Annotated in this window: 20 protein-coding genes; 10 read left to right on the top strand and 10 right to left on the bottom strand. The window is 70.8% G+C overall.

All coding sequences use genetic code 11. The features are described 5' to 3' along the window. The first annotated feature begins 96 nt into the window (after positions 1-96). From G7071_RS09105 to arfB, 3 genes are read left to right on the top strand one after another with little or no spacing between them, the layout of a single operon-like run. Positions 97-537 (top strand): nitroreductase family deazaflavin-dependent oxidoreductase, encoded by a 441-nt coding sequence (locus G7071_RS09105; protein ID WP_166317675.1) that lies wholly within the window; start codon positions 97-99, stop codon positions 535-537. Beyond that, entirely contained in the window at positions 534-950 is a 417-nt protein-coding gene (locus G7071_RS09100) for a CoA-binding protein (RefSeq protein WP_166317673.1), read from the top strand. The genes G7071_RS09105 and G7071_RS09100 overlap by 4 nt, the downstream gene beginning before the upstream one ends. Next, complete coding sequence (arfB, locus tag G7071_RS09095; RefSeq protein ID WP_166317670.1) at positions 947-1,366, top strand: alternative ribosome rescue aminoacyl-tRNA hydrolase ArfB; 420 nt, start codon at positions 947-949, stop codon at positions 1,364-1,366. The genes G7071_RS09100 and arfB overlap by 4 nt, the downstream gene beginning before the upstream one ends. 1 nt (position 1,367) lies before the next feature. Here the strand turns inward: arfB and purE are convergent, their stop codons facing one another. The 5 genes from purE to G7071_RS09070 all read right to left on the bottom strand — a co-directional run bounded on the left by purE (position 1,368) and on the right by G7071_RS09070 (position 5,342). Further along, complete coding sequence (gene purE / locus G7071_RS09090) at positions 1,368-1,859, bottom strand: 5-(carboxyamino)imidazole ribonucleotide mutase (protein ID WP_166321017.1); 492 nt, start codon at positions 1,857-1,859, stop codon at positions 1,368-1,370. A gap of 42 nt (positions 1,860-1,901) precedes the next feature. Next, complete coding sequence (locus G7071_RS09085; RefSeq protein WP_166317667.1) at positions 1,902-3,059, bottom strand: 5-(carboxyamino)imidazole ribonucleotide synthase; 1,158 nt, start codon at positions 3,057-3,059, stop codon at positions 1,902-1,904. Positions 3,060-3,094: 35 nt separating this feature from the next. After that, on the bottom strand, positions 3,095-3,397 hold the full coding sequence (locus G7071_RS09080) for a winged helix-turn-helix domain-containing protein (RefSeq protein ID WP_246210593.1): 303 nt from the start codon (positions 3,395-3,397) through the stop codon (positions 3,095-3,097). Between the two features lie 104 nt (positions 3,398-3,501). Continuing rightward, positions 3,502-4,518, bottom strand: coding sequence for an adenylate/guanylate cyclase domain-containing protein (locus G7071_RS09075; protein ID WP_166317658.1), 1,017 nt, complete (start codon positions 4,516-4,518; stop codon positions 3,502-3,504). Positions 4,519-4,556: 38 nt separating this feature from the next. Then, complete coding sequence (locus G7071_RS09070) at positions 4,557-5,342, bottom strand: biotin--[acetyl-CoA-carboxylase] ligase (RefSeq protein WP_166317655.1); 786 nt, start codon at positions 5,340-5,342, stop codon at positions 4,557-4,559. A gap of 42 nt (positions 5,343-5,384) precedes the next feature. Here G7071_RS09070 and G7071_RS09065 point away from each other — a divergent pair, with 42 nt between their 5' ends. From G7071_RS09065 to G7071_RS09055, 3 genes are read left to right on the top strand one after another with little or no spacing between them, the layout of a single operon-like run. Further along, positions 5,385-7,007 carry an acyl-CoA carboxylase subunit beta gene (locus tag G7071_RS09065; RefSeq protein ID WP_166317652.1) on the top strand — a complete coding sequence of 541 codons (1,623 nt, stop codon included), beginning with the start codon at positions 5,385-5,387 and terminating at the stop codon, positions 7,005-7,007. Next, positions 7,007-7,246 (top strand): acyl-CoA carboxylase subunit epsilon, encoded by a 240-nt coding sequence (locus G7071_RS09060; protein ID WP_166317649.1) that lies wholly within the window; start codon positions 7,007-7,009, stop codon positions 7,244-7,246. Before G7071_RS09065 ends, G7071_RS09060 begins: the two co-directional genes overlap by 1 nt. A 45-nt stretch (positions 7,247-7,291) precedes the next feature. Further along, positions 7,292-8,980 (top strand): DUF885 domain-containing protein, encoded by a 1,689-nt coding sequence (locus G7071_RS09055; protein ID WP_246210592.1) that lies wholly within the window; start codon positions 7,292-7,294, stop codon positions 8,978-8,980. Between the two features lie 34 nt (positions 8,981-9,014). Here the strand turns inward: G7071_RS09055 and G7071_RS09050 are convergent, their stop codons facing one another. After that, positions 9,015-10,010: a type IV toxin-antitoxin system AbiEi family antitoxin domain-containing protein gene (locus tag G7071_RS09050; protein WP_166317643.1), complete on the bottom strand. Its 996-nt coding sequence runs from the start codon at positions 10,008-10,010 to the stop codon at positions 9,015-9,017. Between the two features lie 144 nt (positions 10,011-10,154). Between G7071_RS09050 and G7071_RS09045 the strand changes: the two genes are divergently transcribed. Beyond that, complete coding sequence (locus G7071_RS09045; protein ID WP_166317640.1) at positions 10,155-10,754, top strand: Maf family protein; 600 nt, start codon at positions 10,155-10,157, stop codon at positions 10,752-10,754. 1 nt (position 10,755) lies between these two features. Here G7071_RS09045 and G7071_RS09040 read toward each other — a convergent pair whose 3' ends face one another. Then, the gene (locus tag G7071_RS09040) at positions 10,756-11,223 is read right to left on the bottom strand and encodes a GtrA family protein (RefSeq protein WP_166317637.1); all 468 of its coding nucleotides are present in this window, start codon (positions 11,221-11,223) and stop codon (positions 10,756-10,758) included. Between the two features lie 108 nt (positions 11,224-11,331). After that, a complete protein-coding gene (locus G7071_RS09035; protein WP_166317634.1) occupies positions 11,332-12,546 on the bottom strand; it encodes an acyl-CoA dehydrogenase family protein in 1,215 nt (404 codons plus the stop codon). Between the two features lie 33 nt (positions 12,547-12,579). Here G7071_RS09035 and G7071_RS09030 point away from each other — a divergent pair, with 33 nt between their 5' ends. Next, entirely contained in the window at positions 12,580-13,233 is a 654-nt protein-coding gene (locus G7071_RS09030) for an FMN-binding negative transcriptional regulator (RefSeq protein ID WP_166317631.1), read from the top strand. Positions 13,234-13,276: 43 nt separating this feature from the next. On the opposite strand, the gene G7071_RS09025 is transcribed toward G7071_RS09030, so the two are convergent. Then, positions 13,277-13,762, bottom strand: a complete 486-nt coding sequence (locus G7071_RS09025) for a GNAT family N-acetyltransferase (protein WP_166317628.1) — start codon at positions 13,760-13,762, stop codon at positions 13,277-13,279. Positions 13,763-13,817: 55 nt separating this feature from the next. Next, the gene (locus tag G7071_RS09020) at positions 13,818-15,014 is read right to left on the bottom strand and encodes an acyl-CoA dehydrogenase family protein (RefSeq protein WP_166317625.1); all 1,197 of its coding nucleotides are present in this window, start codon (positions 15,012-15,014) and stop codon (positions 13,818-13,820) included. An 84-nt stretch (positions 15,015-15,098) separates the two neighbouring features. On the opposite strand from G7071_RS09020, the gene G7071_RS09015 reads away from it, so the two are divergent. Together G7071_RS09015 and G7071_RS09010 are read left to right on the top strand one after the other, a co-directional pair. Further along, positions 15,099-16,112: an iron ABC transporter substrate-binding protein gene (locus G7071_RS09015; RefSeq protein ID WP_166317622.1), complete on the top strand. Its 1,014-nt coding sequence runs from the start codon at positions 15,099-15,101 to the stop codon at positions 16,110-16,112. 47 nt (positions 16,113-16,159) lie between these two features. After that, positions 16,160-17,638 (top strand): ABC transporter permease, encoded by a 1,479-nt coding sequence (locus G7071_RS09010; protein ID WP_206062959.1) that lies wholly within the window; start codon positions 16,160-16,162, stop codon positions 17,636-17,638. Positions 17,639-17,642 lie beyond the last annotated feature (4 nt).

The following is a 17,642-nucleotide window of genomic DNA, read 5'->3' as shown; positions in this document are numbered from 1 at the left end:
CCGAGCCTAGGTGGGACCGTCACGTGCTGCCACCGTCGCCGGGGGCGCCCAGGCGGCCCGGTTGATCGGCGCGCGAGCGCGGAGGACAGTGGTCCCATGACACTTCAGGGAACCTACGAGCCCAGCCCCAGCGAATGGGTGCGCAACCACGTCGAGGAGTACGAGGCCTCCGGCGGCACCGCCGACATCAAGGTGATGGGGCGTCCGATCGTGGTGATCACCTCACGCGGCGCGAAGTCGGGCCTGCTGCGCAAGAACCCGGTCATGCGGATCGAGCACGACGGCGTCTACGTCGCCGTCGCCTCCAAGGGCGGCGACACCGACAACCCGTCCTGGTATGCCAACTTCAAGGCCAACCCGGTCGTCGACCTGCAGGACGGTCCGACGCCGCTGCCCTATCGTGCACGGGAGGTCACCGGCGACGAGCGCGCGCAGTGGTGGGAGCGAGCCGTGGAGGCCTTCCCGCAATACGCCGAGTACGCCAAGGCGACCGACCGCGAGATCCCGGTCTTCGTCCTCGAGCCGGTCGCCGAGTGAGCGCCGACTGGCAGGACCCAGCAGCGGTCGACCTGATGCTCGACGACCTCGACACGTGGGCGATCGTCGGGCTGTCGGGCGACCCCGGCAGGACCGCGTTCTCGATCGCGAGCCTCCTCCAGTCACGGGGGAAGCGGATCGTCCCCATCCACCCGTCCGCGCCGACCGTCCTTGGCGAGCAGGGCTATGCCAGCCTGTCCGAGGTGCCGTTCCCGATCGACGTCGTCGATGTGTTCCGGCGCTCGGAGTCGGCCGGTGAGTTCGCCGACCAGGCCGTCGAGGTGGGCGCCAAGTCCGTGTGGTTCCAGCTCGGGGTGATCGACGAGGATGCCTTCCAGCGGACCCGCGCCGCGGGCGTGCCGATGGTGATGGACACCTGCCCCGCCATCGAGTGGCGCAAGCGGAGCGCGTGAAGGTCTCGCCCGGCCCCGGGCTCCCCGAGGGGCTGGAGATCCCCGACTCCAGCCTCGTCGAGCGGTTCTCCCGCTCCCCCGGCCCTGGCGGCCAGTCGGTCAACACCAGTGACAGCCGGGTCGAGCTGGAGCTCGACCTCCGGTCCCTGTCCTGCCTGTCCACGGCCCAGCGTGCCCGCGCCCTCAAGCGCTGGCCCGGCGGTGTGATCGTGATCAGCGCCTCCGAGCACCGATCCCAGCACCGCAACCGCACCGCCGCACGCGAGCGGCTGGCCGACCTGCTCCGCTCCGCCCTGGCTCCACCACCGCCCCCGCGCAGGCCCACCCGGCCGACCCGGGGATCGAAGGAGCGGCGGCTGCGCGCGAAGAAGGAGCGTGGTCAGACCAAGGCGCTGCGCGGGCGGGTCAACGACTGATCTAGAAGCCCGTACGCCGCGTGCCGGTCGAGGAGTCGCGGACCACCTGCCCCTTGGCACGTGCCGTCTCCACCAGTGCGGCCTCGAACTCGACCAGCCGCTGTCGCAGCGCCTCGTCGGACGTGCCCAGGATGCGTGCGGCCAGGATGCCTGCGTTGCGGGCGTTGCCGATCGCGACCGTGGCCACGGGGATCCCGGCCGGCATCTGCACGATCGACAGGAGCGAGTCGAGCCCGTCGAGATACTTCAGGGGCACGGGCACGCCGATCACCGGGAGCGGGGTGACCGACGCCAGCATGCCGGGCAGCGCCGCAGCGCCACCGGCGCCGGCGATGAGGACCCGCAGTCCGCGCTCGTGCGCCTGCTTGCCGTAGTCGAGCATCTGCTGGGGCATGCGGTGCGCCGACTGGACGTCGGCCTCCCAGGTGATGCCGAACTCGTCGAGCACCTCGCCGGCGGCCTGCATCACCGGCCAGTCGGAGTCCGAACCCATCACGATCCCCACCCGGGGCGTCGCCTGCTCACTCACGTGCCGTCACTCACTTTCGTTGCCGAGGTCGCCCCGGAACCACGCGGCGGCGTGCCGCGCGCGCTCGAGACAGTCGTCGAGGTCGTCACCGTAGGCGTTGACGTGGCCGACCTTGCGGCCCGGTCGCAGGTCCTTGCCGTAGAGGTGCACCCGCAGCCCGGGGTCGCGGGCCATCGCGTGGGGGAAGCCGTCATAGAGGCGGCCGCTGTCGGTGGGCCCGCCCAGGATGTTCACCATCACCGTCCAGCGAGCCCGCGGGGCGGGTGAGCCCAACGGGAGGTCCATGACGGCGCGGAGATGATTCTCGAACTGGGACGTCACGGCGCCGTCCTGGCTCCAGTGGCCGGTGTTGTGGGGGCGCATCGCCAGCTCGTTGACCAGGATCCGGCCGTCGACGGTCTCGAAGAGCTCGACGGCGAGGATGCCCGTGACGTCGAGCGCACCCGCGACGCGCAGGGCGATCTGCTGCGCCTCGCCGGCCAGGGCGGGCGAGAGGTCCGGAGCCGGCGCCACGACCTCGTGACAGATGCCGTCCAGCTGGGTCGAGGCGACCACCGGATAGGCCGCTGCCTGGCCAGACGGTGACCGAGCGACCAGGGCCGACAGCTCGCGGCGGAAGTCGACGAGCTCCTCGGCCAGGATCTGGACCCCGGCTGCGGCGGCCGCCTCGAACGCCGCGCTCGCGGCGTCGAGGTCTCGGATGATCCAGACCCCCTTGCCGTCATAGCCGCCTCGGGTCGTCTTGAGCACGCACGGAAGCCCGAAGGCCTCGACGTCGGCCAGGTCGGCGACGACCGCGTTGCGGGGGCACGGCACGTCGAGCTCGGCCAGCCGGCGCCGCATCACGGCCTTGTCCTGCGCGTGCACGAGGGCGTCCGGCCCGGGGCGTACGGCGATGCCGTCGGCCGCCAGCGCATGGAGGTGCTCGGTCGGCACGTGTTCGTGGTCGAAGGTGACCACCGGGCAGTCGCGGGTCACCGCGCGCAGCGTGGCCAGGTCGGTGTAGTCGCCCACCAGCTGGTCGGGGATCACCTGGGCTGCGGAGACACCCGGCGCCTCGGCGAGCAGTCGCAGCGGCAGTCCCAGCGCGATCGCGGGCTGCGCCATCATCCGGGCGAGCTGTCCGCCACCGATCACGGCAAGGGTGGGGGCACGCTCGGACACGCACGGCACCCTATGCCAGGGCGACCCCTCGGCGGCTACCGCGTCGAGCCGGTGGCTGCGGTCGAGTCCGCCTCGAACCGCAGGCCGACTCCACGCACCGTCGTGATCAGCACGGGGCAGCGCGGATCGTCCCCGAGCTTGCGCCGCAACCAACCCAGGTGGACGTCGATGGTCTTGGAGGACGACCAGAAGGTGGTCTCCCAGACCTCGAGCATCAGCTCGGAGCGCGACACGATGGCACCCGCACGCACCATGAGCACCCGGAGGAGATCGAACTCCTTGCGTGAGAGCTCCAGCTCTCGATCCCCCCGCCACGCCCGTCGTGCCTGCGGGTCCAAGACAACATCCTGAACAGACAGCACGAGCACAACGTAGGGATCCCGGGCGGCCGTGACGACCGATCGTGCGAACTTCGCTGCACTGGTCCAGTCCAGTCGACCTCTCAGCGCCGGCGGACGGCCACCGGCTCGACGAGGCCGAACCCGCGCACCGGCCTGGCGGGGAGCCGACGCCACTCGAACTCGTCGGACGGCAGGAGGTCGGCGGTCGTCTGGTCGATGATGAGCCGGTTTCGCCGAGCCACGGTCGTCAACCGCGCCGCCATGTTCACCGGCGGGCCGAACACGTCGCCGAGCCGCGGGACCACCGCACCCGAGGCGAGACCGACCCGGACGTCGGGCATCCGCGCGTCCCGGCCAATGACGTTGATGATCCCCTCGGCGACCGCGATCGCCGCGGTCGGATCACTGATCACGAACAGCACCGAGTCACCCAGGCTCTTGATGATCCGGCCACCGTGGACCGAGACCACGTCGTGGCACCGCGCCTCGAACTTCTCCACGAGGTCGCCGAGCTCGTCCCGGTCGATCTGGTTGGACAACGCGGTGAAGGACACCAGGTCGGCGAAGCCGACCGTCACGTCGACGGTGTGGAGGTCCTCGCGCTCAGCGCCCATGGCCTCCATCCGCGCCACCGCTGCCGCGAGGTGTCGCCGCCACGCATAGACCAGCATCTCCTCGAAGGGTCCGCTCATCTCCTCGATCAGCCGCAACGCAGACCCGACCCGCGAGCCGGTCGCGTCCTCACCGGCCTCCAGCTCCTCCACCCTGCCGGCGAGCGTCGCGACCTCCCAGTCGGCCAGGCGCGACATCGTCTGCCCGATCCCCCGCGTCATGTTGACGGCCATGTCGAACTCGATCACCCCGGAGTCGACGAGTGTCATGAGGGTCGAGACGGCGGTGGCGTCCGACTCCCCGAACGCCCGCTCGGTCGCCATCTCGGGGAACCCCAGGGCTCGCCACAACCGGCGCACCTGGTCGATCGTCACGCCGGTCTCGGCGGCGACGTCGAGCGCCGTCAGGGTCGGCTGCTCCCGCAGGACCGCCTGGTCGAGGCGCTCGGGGACCGACCCCGGCTCGTCTGCGGCCGACGAGGTCGGACGACGACGCTCACGCGCCATGACGATGCCTGCTCCGTAGTGCCACGGGCCCGATCATGTCACTGCTGGGGACGCACGTGAACGACGTCGCCGGCACCCACGGTGAAGGTGCCCTCGGGACCGGCCACCACCAGTGCACCGCGGTCGTCCACGTCGAGCACCTCGCCCCGACGGACCTGGTCGCCGGGCAGGTGGACCTCGACCTGCCGTCCGATGGTGGAGCACACGTCGGCATACGCCGAGCGCAGTGCCGCTGTGTCACCGATGAGTCCCTGGAGGCCGTGCAGAGAGCCCAGGACCGTCCCGAGCAGGTCGGTCCGGTCCACGGGCTCGCCCGTCTCCAGCTCGACCGACGTGGCCAGCGCGACCGGCAGCTCATCGATGGACTGGGAGACGTTGATCCCGATGCCCACCACCGCGGCCGGGCCGGTCGGGGTGTCGATCCGCTCGACCAGGATCCCGGCGATCTTGCGTTCCTCGACCAGCACGTCGTTGGGCCACTTCAGGGCGATCTCGGGCAGCCGGTCGGCGAGCGCGGCCTGGACGGCATAGCCGGTGAGCAGCGACAGCCACGGCCAGTCCGCAGCAGGCGCGTCGGGGCGCAGCAGCACGGACAACGTCAGCGAGGTCCGCGGCGGGGTCTCCCACACGCGGTCCAGGCGGCCGCGCCCGGATGTCTGGTGCTCGGTGACGACGACGAGGCCGTCGGGCTCGCCGGCCCGGGCCCGGTCGGCGACGGCGGCGTTGGTCGAGGGCGTGGCCTCGGTGATCTCCACCCGCCAGCCGTGCGGAACGGCGAGGCGGACGGGATCGAGGGCTGGGCGAGGTGAGGGCGTGGAGGTCATGGGCACTAGATTGACCGACGCAGACGAGATGGAGGAACTCCAGTGAGCGCACAGGTTCAGCCCGGCGAGGGCACGGACGTCCCGGCGGACATCGACATCCACACGACCGCGGGCAAGCTCGCCGACCTCGAGCGTCGCCTCGACGAGGCCGTGCACGCCGGGTCGGCCAAGGCGATCGAGAAGCAGCACGCGAAGGGTCGCAAGACTGCCCGCGAGCGGATCGAGATGCTCTTCGACGAGGGGTCGTTCGTCGAGCTCGACGAGCTCGCCCGACACCGTTCCGTGGCGTTCGGCCTGGACAAGAAGCGCCCCTACGGCGACGGCGTGGTCACCGGCTACGGCACCGTGGACGGCCGGCAGGTCTGCGTCTTCTCCCAGGACTTCACCGTCTTCGGCGGCTCGCTCGGCGAGGTCTATGGCGAGAAGATCACCAAGGTGATGGACCTCGCGATCAAGACCGGCTGCCCGATCATCGGCATCAACGAGGGCGCCGGAGCCCGCATCCAGGAGGGCGTCGTCTCCCTCGGCCTGTATGGCGAGATCTTCCGCCGCAACGTGCACGCCTCCGGCGTGATCCCGCAGATCAGCATGATCATGGGCAACTGCGCCGGTGGGCACGTCTACTCCCCCGCGGTCACCGACTTCACGATCATGGTCGACCAGACCTCGGCGATGTTCATCACCGGCCCCGACGTGATCAAGACCGTCACCGGCGAGGACGTCACGATCGAGGAGCTGGGCGGCGCCCGGACGCACAACACCAAGTCGGGCAACGCCCACTACATGGCCTCCGACGAGGAGGACGCGATCGAATACGTCAAGGCGCTGCTGTCCTACCTGCCGCAGAACAACCTCGACGAGCCGCAGGTCTATGACGAGGACATCGACCTCGGCCTCAGCGACACCGACAAGGCGCTCGACACCCTCATCCCGGACGGCGCCAACCAGCCCTACGACATGCACACCGTGATCGAGGCGGTGCTCGACGACGAGGAGTTCCTCGAGGTCCAGCCGCTCTTCGCGCCCAACATCATCATCGGCTACGGCCGGGTCGAGGGCCGCCCGGTCGGGATCGTGGCCAACCAGCCGATGCAGTTCGCCGGCACGCTCGACATCGACGCGAGCGAGAAGGCTGCGCGCTTCGTCCGCACCTGTGACGCCTTCAACGTCCCCGTCCTGACCTTCGTCGACGTGCCTGGCTTCCTGCCCGGCACCGACCAGGAGTACAGCGGCATCATCCGTCGCGGCGCCAAGCTCATCTACGCCTACGCCGAGGCCACCGTCCCGCTCGTCACGGTCATCACCCGCAAGGCCTACGGCGGCGCCTACGACGTCATGGGGTCCAAGCACCTCGGCGCCGACATCAACGTCGCCTGGCCGACCGCCCAGATCGCGGTCATGGGTGCTCAGGGCGCGGTCAACATCCTCTATCGCAACGAGATCGCCGAGGCGACCGAGGCGGGCAACGTCGAGGAGCGTCGGGCCGAGCTGGTCCAGGAATACGACGACACCCTGGCCAACCCCTACGTCGCGGCCGAGCGCGGCTACATCGACGCGGTCATCGCCCCCCACGAGACCCGCGCCGAGATCGTGCGCTCGCTGCGGCTGCTGCGCTCCAAGCGCGAGACCCTGCCGGCGAAGAAGCACGGGAACATCCCGCTCTGATGACCGAGCCGAGCAGCCCCAGCAGCGACGCGCAGGGCGCGCCCCTCCTCCGCATCGTCAACGCCGACGCGACCCCCGAGGAGATCGCTGCGCTCGTCGCGGTGTTCGCCTCGATCGGGTCGGGCGGCGGTGGGGTCAGGCGTCGGCGTACGCCCGCGTGGTCGCAGCCGGCCCGTCTCGTGCGGACGCCCGTCGCGCACGGCCCCGGCGGCTGGCGCACCAGCGGCCTCCCCCGCTGACAAACCCCTTCGCACCCGCGGGCCCGCGATGGCAGGGTGGCCCCCGTGACCACCCGGACCATCGATGCCCTGTGTGACCAGTTCGTCGAGGACTACGCAGCCCTCGACCCCATCGCCGCCACCGGCATGGGGGTGGCTGGCCACGACGATCGGCTGACGGACCTCTCGCCGGCCGGCTACGACGCACGGATCGCGCTCGTCCGGGCCGCCGTCGAGGCCGTCGAGGCGGCGACGCCGGTCGACGACCGCGAGGCCGCCGCCCGTGACTCGTTCCTCGAGCGCAACCGGCTGGAGCTGGAGCTGGAGGAGGCCGGTCTGAGCCGCTCCCGGATGTCGGTCCTGTGGAGCGGCCTGCACGAGGTGCGGGAGGTCTTCGACCTCATGCCCACCGACGGTCCGGAGGCCGTCGCCGACATCCGCGCCAGGCTGGCGGCCGTGCCCGCTGCCGTGGAGGGGCTGCGGGTGACGCTGTCGGACGAGGCGCGCAAGGGCAACGTCGCCGCGTCGCGGCAGTATGCCGAGGTGGCCGAGCAGGTCCGCCGCTGGACAGGCGAGGTCGGCGACGGCGGCGACTTCTTCGCCGGACTGGTCGACCGGCTGGTGAGCGACGACAAGGACGAGCTGCGCTCGCTCGCCAGGGCGGCCAGCCGCGCCTTCGCTGGCTTCGGGTTGTTCCTGTCCGACGAGCTCGAGCCGCAGGGACGCGAGCGGCAGGCCGTGGGCCGGGAGCACTACCAGCTGGCCAGCCGCTACTTCCTCGGCGCCGAGGTCGACCTCGACGAGGCCTACGCCTGGGGCTGGGCCGAGCTGCAGCGGATCAACGACCTGATGTCCGAGACCGCCGAGGCGATCCTGCCCGGAGCGGGCGTCGACGAGGCCGTTGCCCACCTCGAGGCCGACGAGAGCCGGGTGATCAGGGGCCGCGAGGCCTTCCGCGACTGGATGCAGCAGCTGGCCGACCGGACCATCGCCGACCTGGCCGACGTCCACTTCGACATCCCCGAGCCGGTCCGCCGCATCGAATGCCTGCTCGCGCCCACCAACGACGGCGGGATCTACTACACCGGCCCGTCCGAGGACTTCACCCGCCCGGGCCGCATGTGGTGGTCGGTGCCCGACGGCATCGAGGACTTCCACCCGTGGCGCGAGGTGACCACCGTCTTTCACGAGGGCGTGCCGGGCCACCACCTGCAGGTGGGACAGACCGCCTATCGCAAGGAGAGCCTCAACCGCTGGCAACGCCTGATGTGCTGGACCAGCGGGCACGGCGAGGGTTGGGCGCTGTATGCCGAGCGGCTGATGGACGACCTGGGCCACCTCGCCGACCCGGCCGACAAGCTCGGAATGCTCGACGGCCAGTCGATGCGGGCCGCCCGCGTGATCGTCGACATCGGCATGCACCTCGAGCTCGAGATCCCGGCCGACAACACGCTGGGAGCCGGTGGTGCCGCGTTCCACCCGGGTGAGACCTGGACCCCCGAGCTCGGGCTGGAGTTCATGCGGCTGCACTGCCGGATGGACGACGAGGTCATCCAGTTCGAGGTCAAGCGCTATCTCGGACTGCCCGGTCAGGCGCCGTCATACAAGCTCGGCGAACGCATCTGGCTCGACGCACGCGCGGACGTCCAGCGACGCCACGGCGAGTCGTTCGACCTCAAGGCCTTCCACCGCGCCGCCCTCGACCTGGGCTCGCTCGGCCTCGACCCCCTCCGCGCCGCACTCGCCCGGCTCTGACGGCCAGCTGTGGGCGGTCGCAGTCAACTGTTGACTAGGACTGCCCACGGTCTCGCACCGCACAGTCGGGACCACAGGGGCGCGGAGCACCGGACCACCCGCGAGCCTGGAGGATGACCGCCACCGACGCGGCGACACGGCACGGTCCGAGCACCTGCGCCCACCCCAGCCTGATGGTCACCAGCGACTGCTCCGCCGCCGCGAGGTCCCGGTCGAGGTCGGCCCAGCGGTCGAGCGCGTCGGAGTGGCCGAAGCGGCCGTCGAGCTCGACCACCACCCCCTGCGCGGCATACTTCCCGTCGCGGATCGCCACGCGACCCCCCGCCCCCTCCCGGACCTGCCGCTGGGCAACGGGCAGTCCGTGCGCCCGCTCCACGTGTCGCAGGTAGCGCGTCTCCAGCACCGAGTGGGCGCCGCTCGACACGTCGTGGAGCACCTCCACCAGCGCGGCCCGACCGGGCAGCGTCGGGAGCCGTTCCACCGCGAGCAGCAGCCTCGTGACGTCGGTGCGTCGCTGCTGGCACCCGTCCGCGAGCACGGCGATCGCCCCCGCGAGGTCGCGTCCGGAGGCCACCTTGAGCAGGGCGAGCTCGACCTGGACGCGGGGCGGCCAGTGGTGCGGGGTCAGCCAGGACCGGGCGTCGCGGAGCCGCTCGACCTCGATGCCGGGGACGGTCGCGGGCGTACGGCGAGCAGCATCGATCGCCAGCCTGACCGGCTCCTCGGTGCGGCTGCGACGGCGGTCCTGCTTCAGGCCGTGGAGCTCCAGGGCTGACTCCCGGTGGACCGCCGCCGGCCAGTGGAGGAGGACCGCTGCCCACATGCGCTGGGCGCGGGTCAGCGGCCCCGTGTGGGCGACGTAGACGCCCGGATGCACCGGAGCCCACTCACGGCGGCGAATCTTTCGACGGATGTCCACGTCGTCACCGCCGAGCTCGAGGACCTGGGAGCGGCTGATCACCCCCTCCTGTCGCGCCATCAGCCGCGCAAGGGCGAGCGGCTCGAGCCGGCAGGTGCGGGTCCGGGGCATGCGCGGATCCTGCTCGGGTCGGCGGCGCCGTACACCCCGAGCCGGCCGGCTGTGGACGACCCGACTGTGGGCAGCTGCCGTCAACTGATGACCACGACCGCCCACGCTCATCGCGCCGAGGCGAGGCGCCCTAGGGTCAGCGCCATGGAGTTCGTCCTCGCCTCCGCCTCACCGGCCCGTCTCGCCACCCTCACCGGCGCCGGGCTCGATCCCCTGGTGATCGTCAGCGGGGTCGACGAGTCCGCGCTCGACGGGCTCGCGCCTGCCGAGCTGGCGCTGCGGCTGGCCGAGCTGAAGTGTCGAGCCGTGGCCGCCCGCGACGACCTACCACGTGATGCCCTCGTGCTGGGCTGCGACTCGGTGCTCGAGCTCGACGGCGAGGCGCTCGGCAAGCCGGGCACCCCCGACGAGGCGCGGCGCCGCTGGCAGCGGATGCGGGGGCGCAGCGGGGTGCTGCACAGCGGACACTGCCTGATCGACGTCGCCGCCAGCCGGGAGGCCGTCCGGCTCGTCTCCACCACCGTCGACTTCGCCGACGTGAGCGACGCGGAGATCGATGCCTACGTCGCGACGGGCGAGCCGCTGCACGTGGCCGGGGCCTTCACGATCGACGGCTTCGGTGGTGCCTTCGTCACCCGGATCGACGGGGACCACCACAACGTCGTGGGAGTCAGCCTGCCGGCGCTGCGTGAGCTGGTGATCGGTCTCGGTCACCAGTGGACTCACCTGTGGCGGCGCCCCTGACTCACACGTGGCTCGCCGGCTCCCCCTCGCGGTGGTGGGCGAAGACGAACTGGCGCGTGAGCACGAAGCGGGCTGCGTTGCCGAGGGCCAGCCCGATCAGGTTGGCCGAGATGTTGTCGGAGAACGGGTCGTCGAGGCCGAGCAGATTGCGGCTGACCCACAGGCACGCCATCGGGATCAGCATGGTCACCAGGCTGATCAGCACGAACGCGGTCCGACCGCCGTCGGGGTGGCTGGTGGTGCGGTGGCGGAAGGCCCACGACCTGGTGCCGCGGTAGGCCACCGCCGTACCAACGAGGTTGGCGAGGACGTAGCCCGTGATCGGGTGGTCGTTGAGCGGGGCCCAGTCGGCGGTGTTGAGCCCGTGCACGAGGAAGTTGAACAGCACGACCGAGACGATCGTCGCGCCCAGTCCGACGGCGAGATAGCGCCCGATCTCCCCGGCCAACCGGCGACTGCTCCCTGTCACACCCGCAAGGGTACGGCCAGCAGTCAGCGAACCCTCATCTCACTCCATGACACGCCCAGGTCGGTCGATGTCCACGCACTGGTCTGGTCCGGCCCGATGGTCGGCCGCTCAGCGGATGGGCGCACCCGAGATCGCCCGGGCGATGACCAGGCGCTGGATCTCGGAGGTGCCCTCGAAGATCGTGTAGATCCGGGCGTCGCGCGCCAGCCGCTCGACGGGGTAGTCGCGGGTGTAGCCGTTGCCACCCAGGATCTGCATCGCCTGGCCGGTCACCCTCACGGCGCTCTCACCGGCATGGAGCTTGGACATCGACCCCTCAGCAGACGTGAAGGTCTTGCCGGTGCTGGCCATCCACGCCGCCCGCCACACCAGCAGCCGCGATGCCTCGATCGAGGTCGCCATGTCCGCCAGGGTGAAGGCGATCGCCTGGTTCTCGATGATCGGCTTGCCGAACTGCTCGCGGGTCTTCGCATAGTCCAGGGCCACCTCGTATGCCGCGCGCGCGATCCCGATCGCCTGGGCACCCACGGCCGGGCGGGTCCGCTCGAAGGTCGCCATCGAGGGCTGGCCCTTCGACCGCGCGCCCTCGCGGGCCTTCGCGAGCCGCGCGTCCAGCTTCTCCTTGCCTCCCAGCAGGCAGCGGCCCGGCACGCGCACGTTGTCGAGCACCACCTCGGCGGTGTGCGAGGCGCGGATCCCGTGCTTGAGGAACTTCTGTCCCTGGCTGAGCCCGGGGGTCCCGGGTGGCACCACGAAGCTGGCTTGGCCACGGGTGCGGAGCTCCGGCTCCACGACACAGGTGACGACGTGGACGTCGGCCAGCCCGCCGTTCGTGGCCCACGTCTTGGTGCCGTTGAGCACCCACTCGTCGCTGGCCTCGTCGTAGGTCGCGCGGGTCCGCATCGCCCCCACGTCGGAGCCGGCGTCGGGCTCGGATGAGCAGAACGCGGCGAGCTTGAGGTCGCCCGGCTCGCCGAACATCTGCGGCACCCACTCTCCGACCTGCTCCGGGGTGCCGTTGGAGCTGACCGCCGCGGCAGCCAGCGCCGTACCGACGATGGAGAGACCGATGCCGGCGTCCCCCCAGAAGAGCTCCTCCATCGCGACCGGGATGCCGAGCCCGGTCTCGTCGAAGCTCTGGGTGGCGAAGAAGTCGAGCGAGTAGAGCCCGATCTTGGCTGCCTCCTCGACCACGGGCCAGGGGAACTCCTCGCGCTCGTCCCACTCGACGGCGGCGGGCCGGACCACGTCGCGAGCGAAGGCGTGCACCCAGTCGCGCAGGTCGAGGTGGTCCTGGCTGAGGCCGAACGAGGGCGTGGTCACGCGCCGATGCTACGAGGGCATAGCGTTCGGATCGTGTACACACCGCCGTTCAACCGTGCCGACGACGAGGACGCGCTGCGCGCCTTCGTCGCCGAGGTGCGCGCAGGGTGGTGGGTGACGAACGGCGGCCAAGCTGCCCCCTTGGCCACCTACCTTCCCGTGATCTGGCGCGGTGGCACCGTGATCGCCCACCTCGCCAGGGCCAACCCCCACTGGCGCGAGATCGGGTCCGGGACCCCGGCGCTCGTCATCGTCACCGGCCCCGACGCCTACGTCTCGCCGACCTGGTATGCCGCGAAGGCGGAGCACGGCAAGGTCGTGCCCACGTGGAACTACAGCGCGGTGCACCTGTCTGGCCTGGCGCGCGTGCACGACGACCCGGCATGGCTGCGTATGGCGGTGGAGGAGCTGACCGACGAGCACGAGCGTGGCCGCGACGCGCCCTGGCAGGTGTCGGACGCCCCCGGCTCCTTCGTCGACGGCCAGCTGCGCGGCATCGTGGGTGTTGAGCTCACGGTGTCCCGTGTCGAGGGCAAGGCGAAGCTCAGCCAGAACCGCACCCGCGCCGACCGCGCCGGGGTCGTCGATGGCATCCGCCAGGGCGGTCGCGCTGGCGAGCAGCCCGTCGCGGACCAGATGGCCTCGGCGCTCGACGACGAGCAGGAGCCCGAGGGCTCGGCCGGCTGAACGGGGACCGATCCTGCCTGCGCGGTGGGCACGAGATGAAGCGCTAGTCCAGTGCGGGGCGGCGCAGCTCCATCCAGATGTCGTCGGGCCCACCCTTCTCGTCAGGCCCGCGGTGAGTCTCGACGAACCCTGCCCGCTCATAGAACGCCTGAGCTGAGGAGTTGCCTTCCATGTACGCCACTGTCACCCGATCAGCGGAGTCACCGGTGGCAGAGATGACGCTGCGGAGCAGCGCGCGGCCCGTGCCCTCGCCTTGTCTCTCTGGACGGACGTAGAGCTTCCAGAGCTCTACGACGCGGTCCCTGACCCCGTACATCGCCATTCCTGTGATCTTGCCGTCGTCCTCCGCGACCCAGACTCGACCGTCCGCAATGGCAGTCATCGTCCCGGATTCGGTCCACCACGACCGGAGTGCCTCCTGGACGTAACTCTCGCCGACCAGGGGTGTGTAGGTCGGCGGCCAGGTGACCCGACCGACCTCGAGGACGCCCTCGAGGTCGGCGGGGTGCGCGAGGCGGATCACGGTCATGGCGGGCATGGTGCCGATCGCCGGGCCAGGCGGCGTCGGACAGGCTCGGACGACATCACTCGACCGGCAGGCCCAGACCCCGGGCGATCAGCATCCGCTGGACCTCCGAGGTGCCCTCACCGATCTCGAGGACCTTGGCGTCGCGATAGAAGCGGGCGACCGGATATTCCTCCATGAAGCCGTAGCCGCCGAAGATCTGGGTCGCGATCCGGGTGGCGGAGACGGCCGACTCGGTGGCATAGAGCTTGGCGATCGCCGCCGCCTGCTTGAAGTCCTTGGTCGAGACCCCCGCGCCGGCGTCCATCGCGTCCTTCATCGCCGCGGCCTTGTAGGTCAGGAGGCGTGACGCCTCGAGCATGACCTGGAGGTCGGAGACCTGGAACGCCACGCCCTGCTTGCGCCCGATCGGGCCGCCGAAGGTCTGGCGGTCGAGGGAGTACTCGACCGAGAGGTCGAGACATGCCTGGATGCAGCCGACCGCCAGGGCAGCGATCGCGACCCGGCCGTCGTCGAGCGTCGCGAGGAACTGCGCGTAGCCGCGGCCCCGCTCGCCGAGCAGGTTGGCCTCGGGCACGCGCACGTCCTCGAAGGACAACGGGTGGGTGTCGGAGGCGTGCCAGCCGAGCTTGTCGTAGGGCTTCTCGGCGGTGAAGCCGGGCGTCCCGCTCGGGATGATGATCGTGGAGAGCTCGGGCCGACCGCCTTCGCGCTCGCCCGTGCGAGCGGTGACGGTGACCAGCGAGGTGATCGAGGACCCGGAGTTGGTGATGAACTGCTTGGCGCCGTTGACGACCCACTCGCCGTCGGTCAGCACGGCCTTGGTCTTGGTCGCCCCGGCGTCCGACCCCGCGCCGGGCTCGGTCAGCCCGAAGCCGGCCAGCTGCTCGCCGGCGACCAGGGAGGGCAGGTGTGCCGACTTCTGCTCGTCGGTGCCATAGGTCAGGATCGGGTTGATCCCCAGGCCCACCGCGGCCTCGAGGGTGATCCCCATCGACTGGTCGACGCGACCGATCTCCTCGATGGCCAGGCACAGGCTGGTGAAGCCGCCGTCCTCGCCGGCGAGCCCGGAACCGCCGTACTCCTCGGGAGCGGTCAGGCCCATCAGGCCCAGTGCGCCCATCTTCTGCACGACGTCGGTCGGGAAGTGGTGGTCGCGGTCCCACTGCGCGGCGTGCGGCGCGATCTCGCTCTCGGCGAAGTCACGGACGCTGCGGCGGAACTGCTCGTGCTCGGGGGACAGCTCGAAAGTCATGGGAGCAGCGTAGCGGCGATGGGTTAACGTTCGCTAACCCAGTAAGGTTAGCCGACCCTAAGATCGACGTCAGGATCAGAAACCGTGACCTCCCTTCCCCGCCGCCTGCTCGCCGTCGCAGCCACGACCGCACTGCTGGCCCCGCTGAGCGCCTGCGGCGTCTTCTCCAGCCCCGACCTGGTCATCTACAACGCCCAGCACGAAGAGCTGCTCGACGAGATCGTCCCGCTCTTCGAGGAGCAGTCCGGCCTCGACGTCGAGCTGCGCAGCGGCAAGGACCTCGAGATGGCCAACCAGATCGTCGAGGAGGGCAAGGACTCGCCCGCTGACGTCTTCCTGACCGAGAACTCCCCGGCGATGAGCATCGTCGACAACGCCGGCCTCTTCGCTCCCGCGCCGGCGGCCGCACTCGAGAACATCCCGGCCGACTACGTGCCGGGCTCGAAGAACTGGGTCGGGTTCCTGGGCCGGTCGACCGTCGTCATGTACAACACCGACAACCTCGACGAGTCCGAGCTGCCGGCCAGCATCCTGGAGTTTGCCGAGCCGGAGTGGGAGGGCCGGGTCGGGTTCTCCCCCACCGGAGCCGACTTCCAGGCGATCGTCAGCGCCGTGCTGGAGCTCGAGGGCGAGGACGCGACGCGCGCCTGGCTCGAGGGCCTGAAGACCAACGGGGTCATCCTCCAGAACAACCTCGTGGTGATGCAGTCCGCCGACGCGGGTGAGATCGACGCCGGGATCGCCTACCACTACTACTGGTATCGCGACCGCGAGGAGAGCGGGACCGACTCGGACAGCTCGGCTCTCTACTTCTTCGCCGACCAGGACCCCGGCGCGTTCCTGTCCGTCTCCGGCGCCGGCATCCTCGCCAGCTCCGAGAACCAGGAGGCGGCCGAGGAGTTCGTCGGCTGGCTCACCGGCACCGAGGCCCAGCAGGCCATGGCCGAGTCCTACGCGCTCGAATACCCGCTCAACCCCGACGTGAGCCTCAACCCCGAGGTCAAGCCGTTCGACGAGCTCGAGCCGCCCACCGTCGACATCGCGAGCCTCAACGGTCCCCAGGTGACCGACCTGATGACCGAGGCCGGCCTGCTCTGAAGGCCAACGCCCAAGCCAAGACGCCACCCCTGCTGCTCGCAGCAGGGGTGGCTGTCGCGCTCCTGGCGCTGATCCCGCTGGCGTACGTCGCCACCTACACCGTCATCATCGGGCCGGTCGAGATCTGGGAACTCGTCGCTCGCCCGCGGATCGTCGAGCTGCTGCGCAACACGGTGACGCTCGCGGCCGCCTGCATGGCTGCGACCGTGGTGCTCGGCCTCGCCCTGGCCCTGCTGGTCGAGCGCACCGACCTGCCCGGGAGACGCCTGTGGCACGGCCTCCTGGTCGCTCCGCTCGCCGTGCCGGCCTTCGTCAACGGCTATGCCTGGGTCTCGATCGACCGCTCGATCAACGGCTTCAGCGGAGCCTTCCTGGTCATCACCCTGTCCTACTACCCCCTCGTCTACCTCCCCGCCGCCGCCGCCCTCCGGGGGCTCGACCCGGCGCTCGAGGAGGTGTCGTGGGCCCTGGGCCACAGCAGGTGGCGGACCCTCGGCAGGGTGGTGCTCCCGCAGCTGCGGCCCGCCCTGCTCGGTGGCGCCCTGCTGGTCGGACTCCACCTCCTGGCCGAGTTCGGCGCCCTGGCCCTGCTCCGCTTCCCCACCTTCACGACCGCCATCTATGACCAGTACGGCTCCACCTTCAACGGCTCGGCCGCGACCGCGATGGCCGGCGTGCTGGTGATGCTGTGCCTGCTGCTCCTCCTTGCCGATCTCCGCCTGCGCGGCCACCGGCACTATGCGCGGATCGGACAGGGCGCCGCCCGCGACGCGAGTCGCACCCCGCTCGGGGCGCTGCGCTGGCCTCTCGTGGCAGCCGTCGCCGCACTGCTCGTGCTCGCCCTGGGAGTGCCGACCTATGCGCTGGTCCGGTGGCTGGCCGTCGGCACCTCCACCGAGTTCCCCCTCGACGAGCTCGCCACCGCCGCCCTCACCACGGTGGCCCTGGCGGCGGCCGGTGCGGTCGCCACGACGCTGGCCGCGATCCCGGTCGTCTGGCTGGCGGTCCGCCATCGCAGCAGGGTCTCCACCCTCGTCGAGCGCAGCGCCTACGTCGCCAACGCGCTGCCGGGCATCGTCGTCGGCCTGGCCCTGGTGGTCGCCTCGCTGAAGGTGGTGCCGGTGATCTACCAGACCTCGCTCCTGCTGGTCATCGCCTACGCCATCCTCTTCCTGCCGCGCGCGCTCGTCTCGGTCCGGGCCGGACTCGAGCAGGCCCCGGTCGTGCTCGACCACGTCGCGCACAGCCTCGGCGTCGGCCCCGTCAGGACGGCCCAGCGGGTCACGCTCCCGCTGATCGCCTCCGGGCTGGGCGCGGGCACTGCGCTGGTCTTCCTGGCGATCTCGACCGAGCTCACCGCCACCTTGATGCTGAGCCCGATCGGGACGCACACGCTGGCGACCGAGTTCTGGTCGGCCTCCTCCGAGCTGAGGTACGGCGCGGCGGCGCCGTACGCGCTGCTGCTGGTGCTGATCTCCATCCCGGCCACGGTCCTGTTGATGCGGCACGAGAGGATCACCCCGTGAGGAC

The sequence above is a fragment of the Nocardioides piscis genome, from assembly GCF_011300215.1.
Taxonomy (GTDB): Bacteria; Actinomycetota; Actinomycetes; order Propionibacteriales; family Nocardioidaceae; genus Nocardioides; species Nocardioides piscis.
Note: the sequence above shows the minus strand (reverse complement) of the source record. Positions and strands in the feature narration are given on the sequence as shown.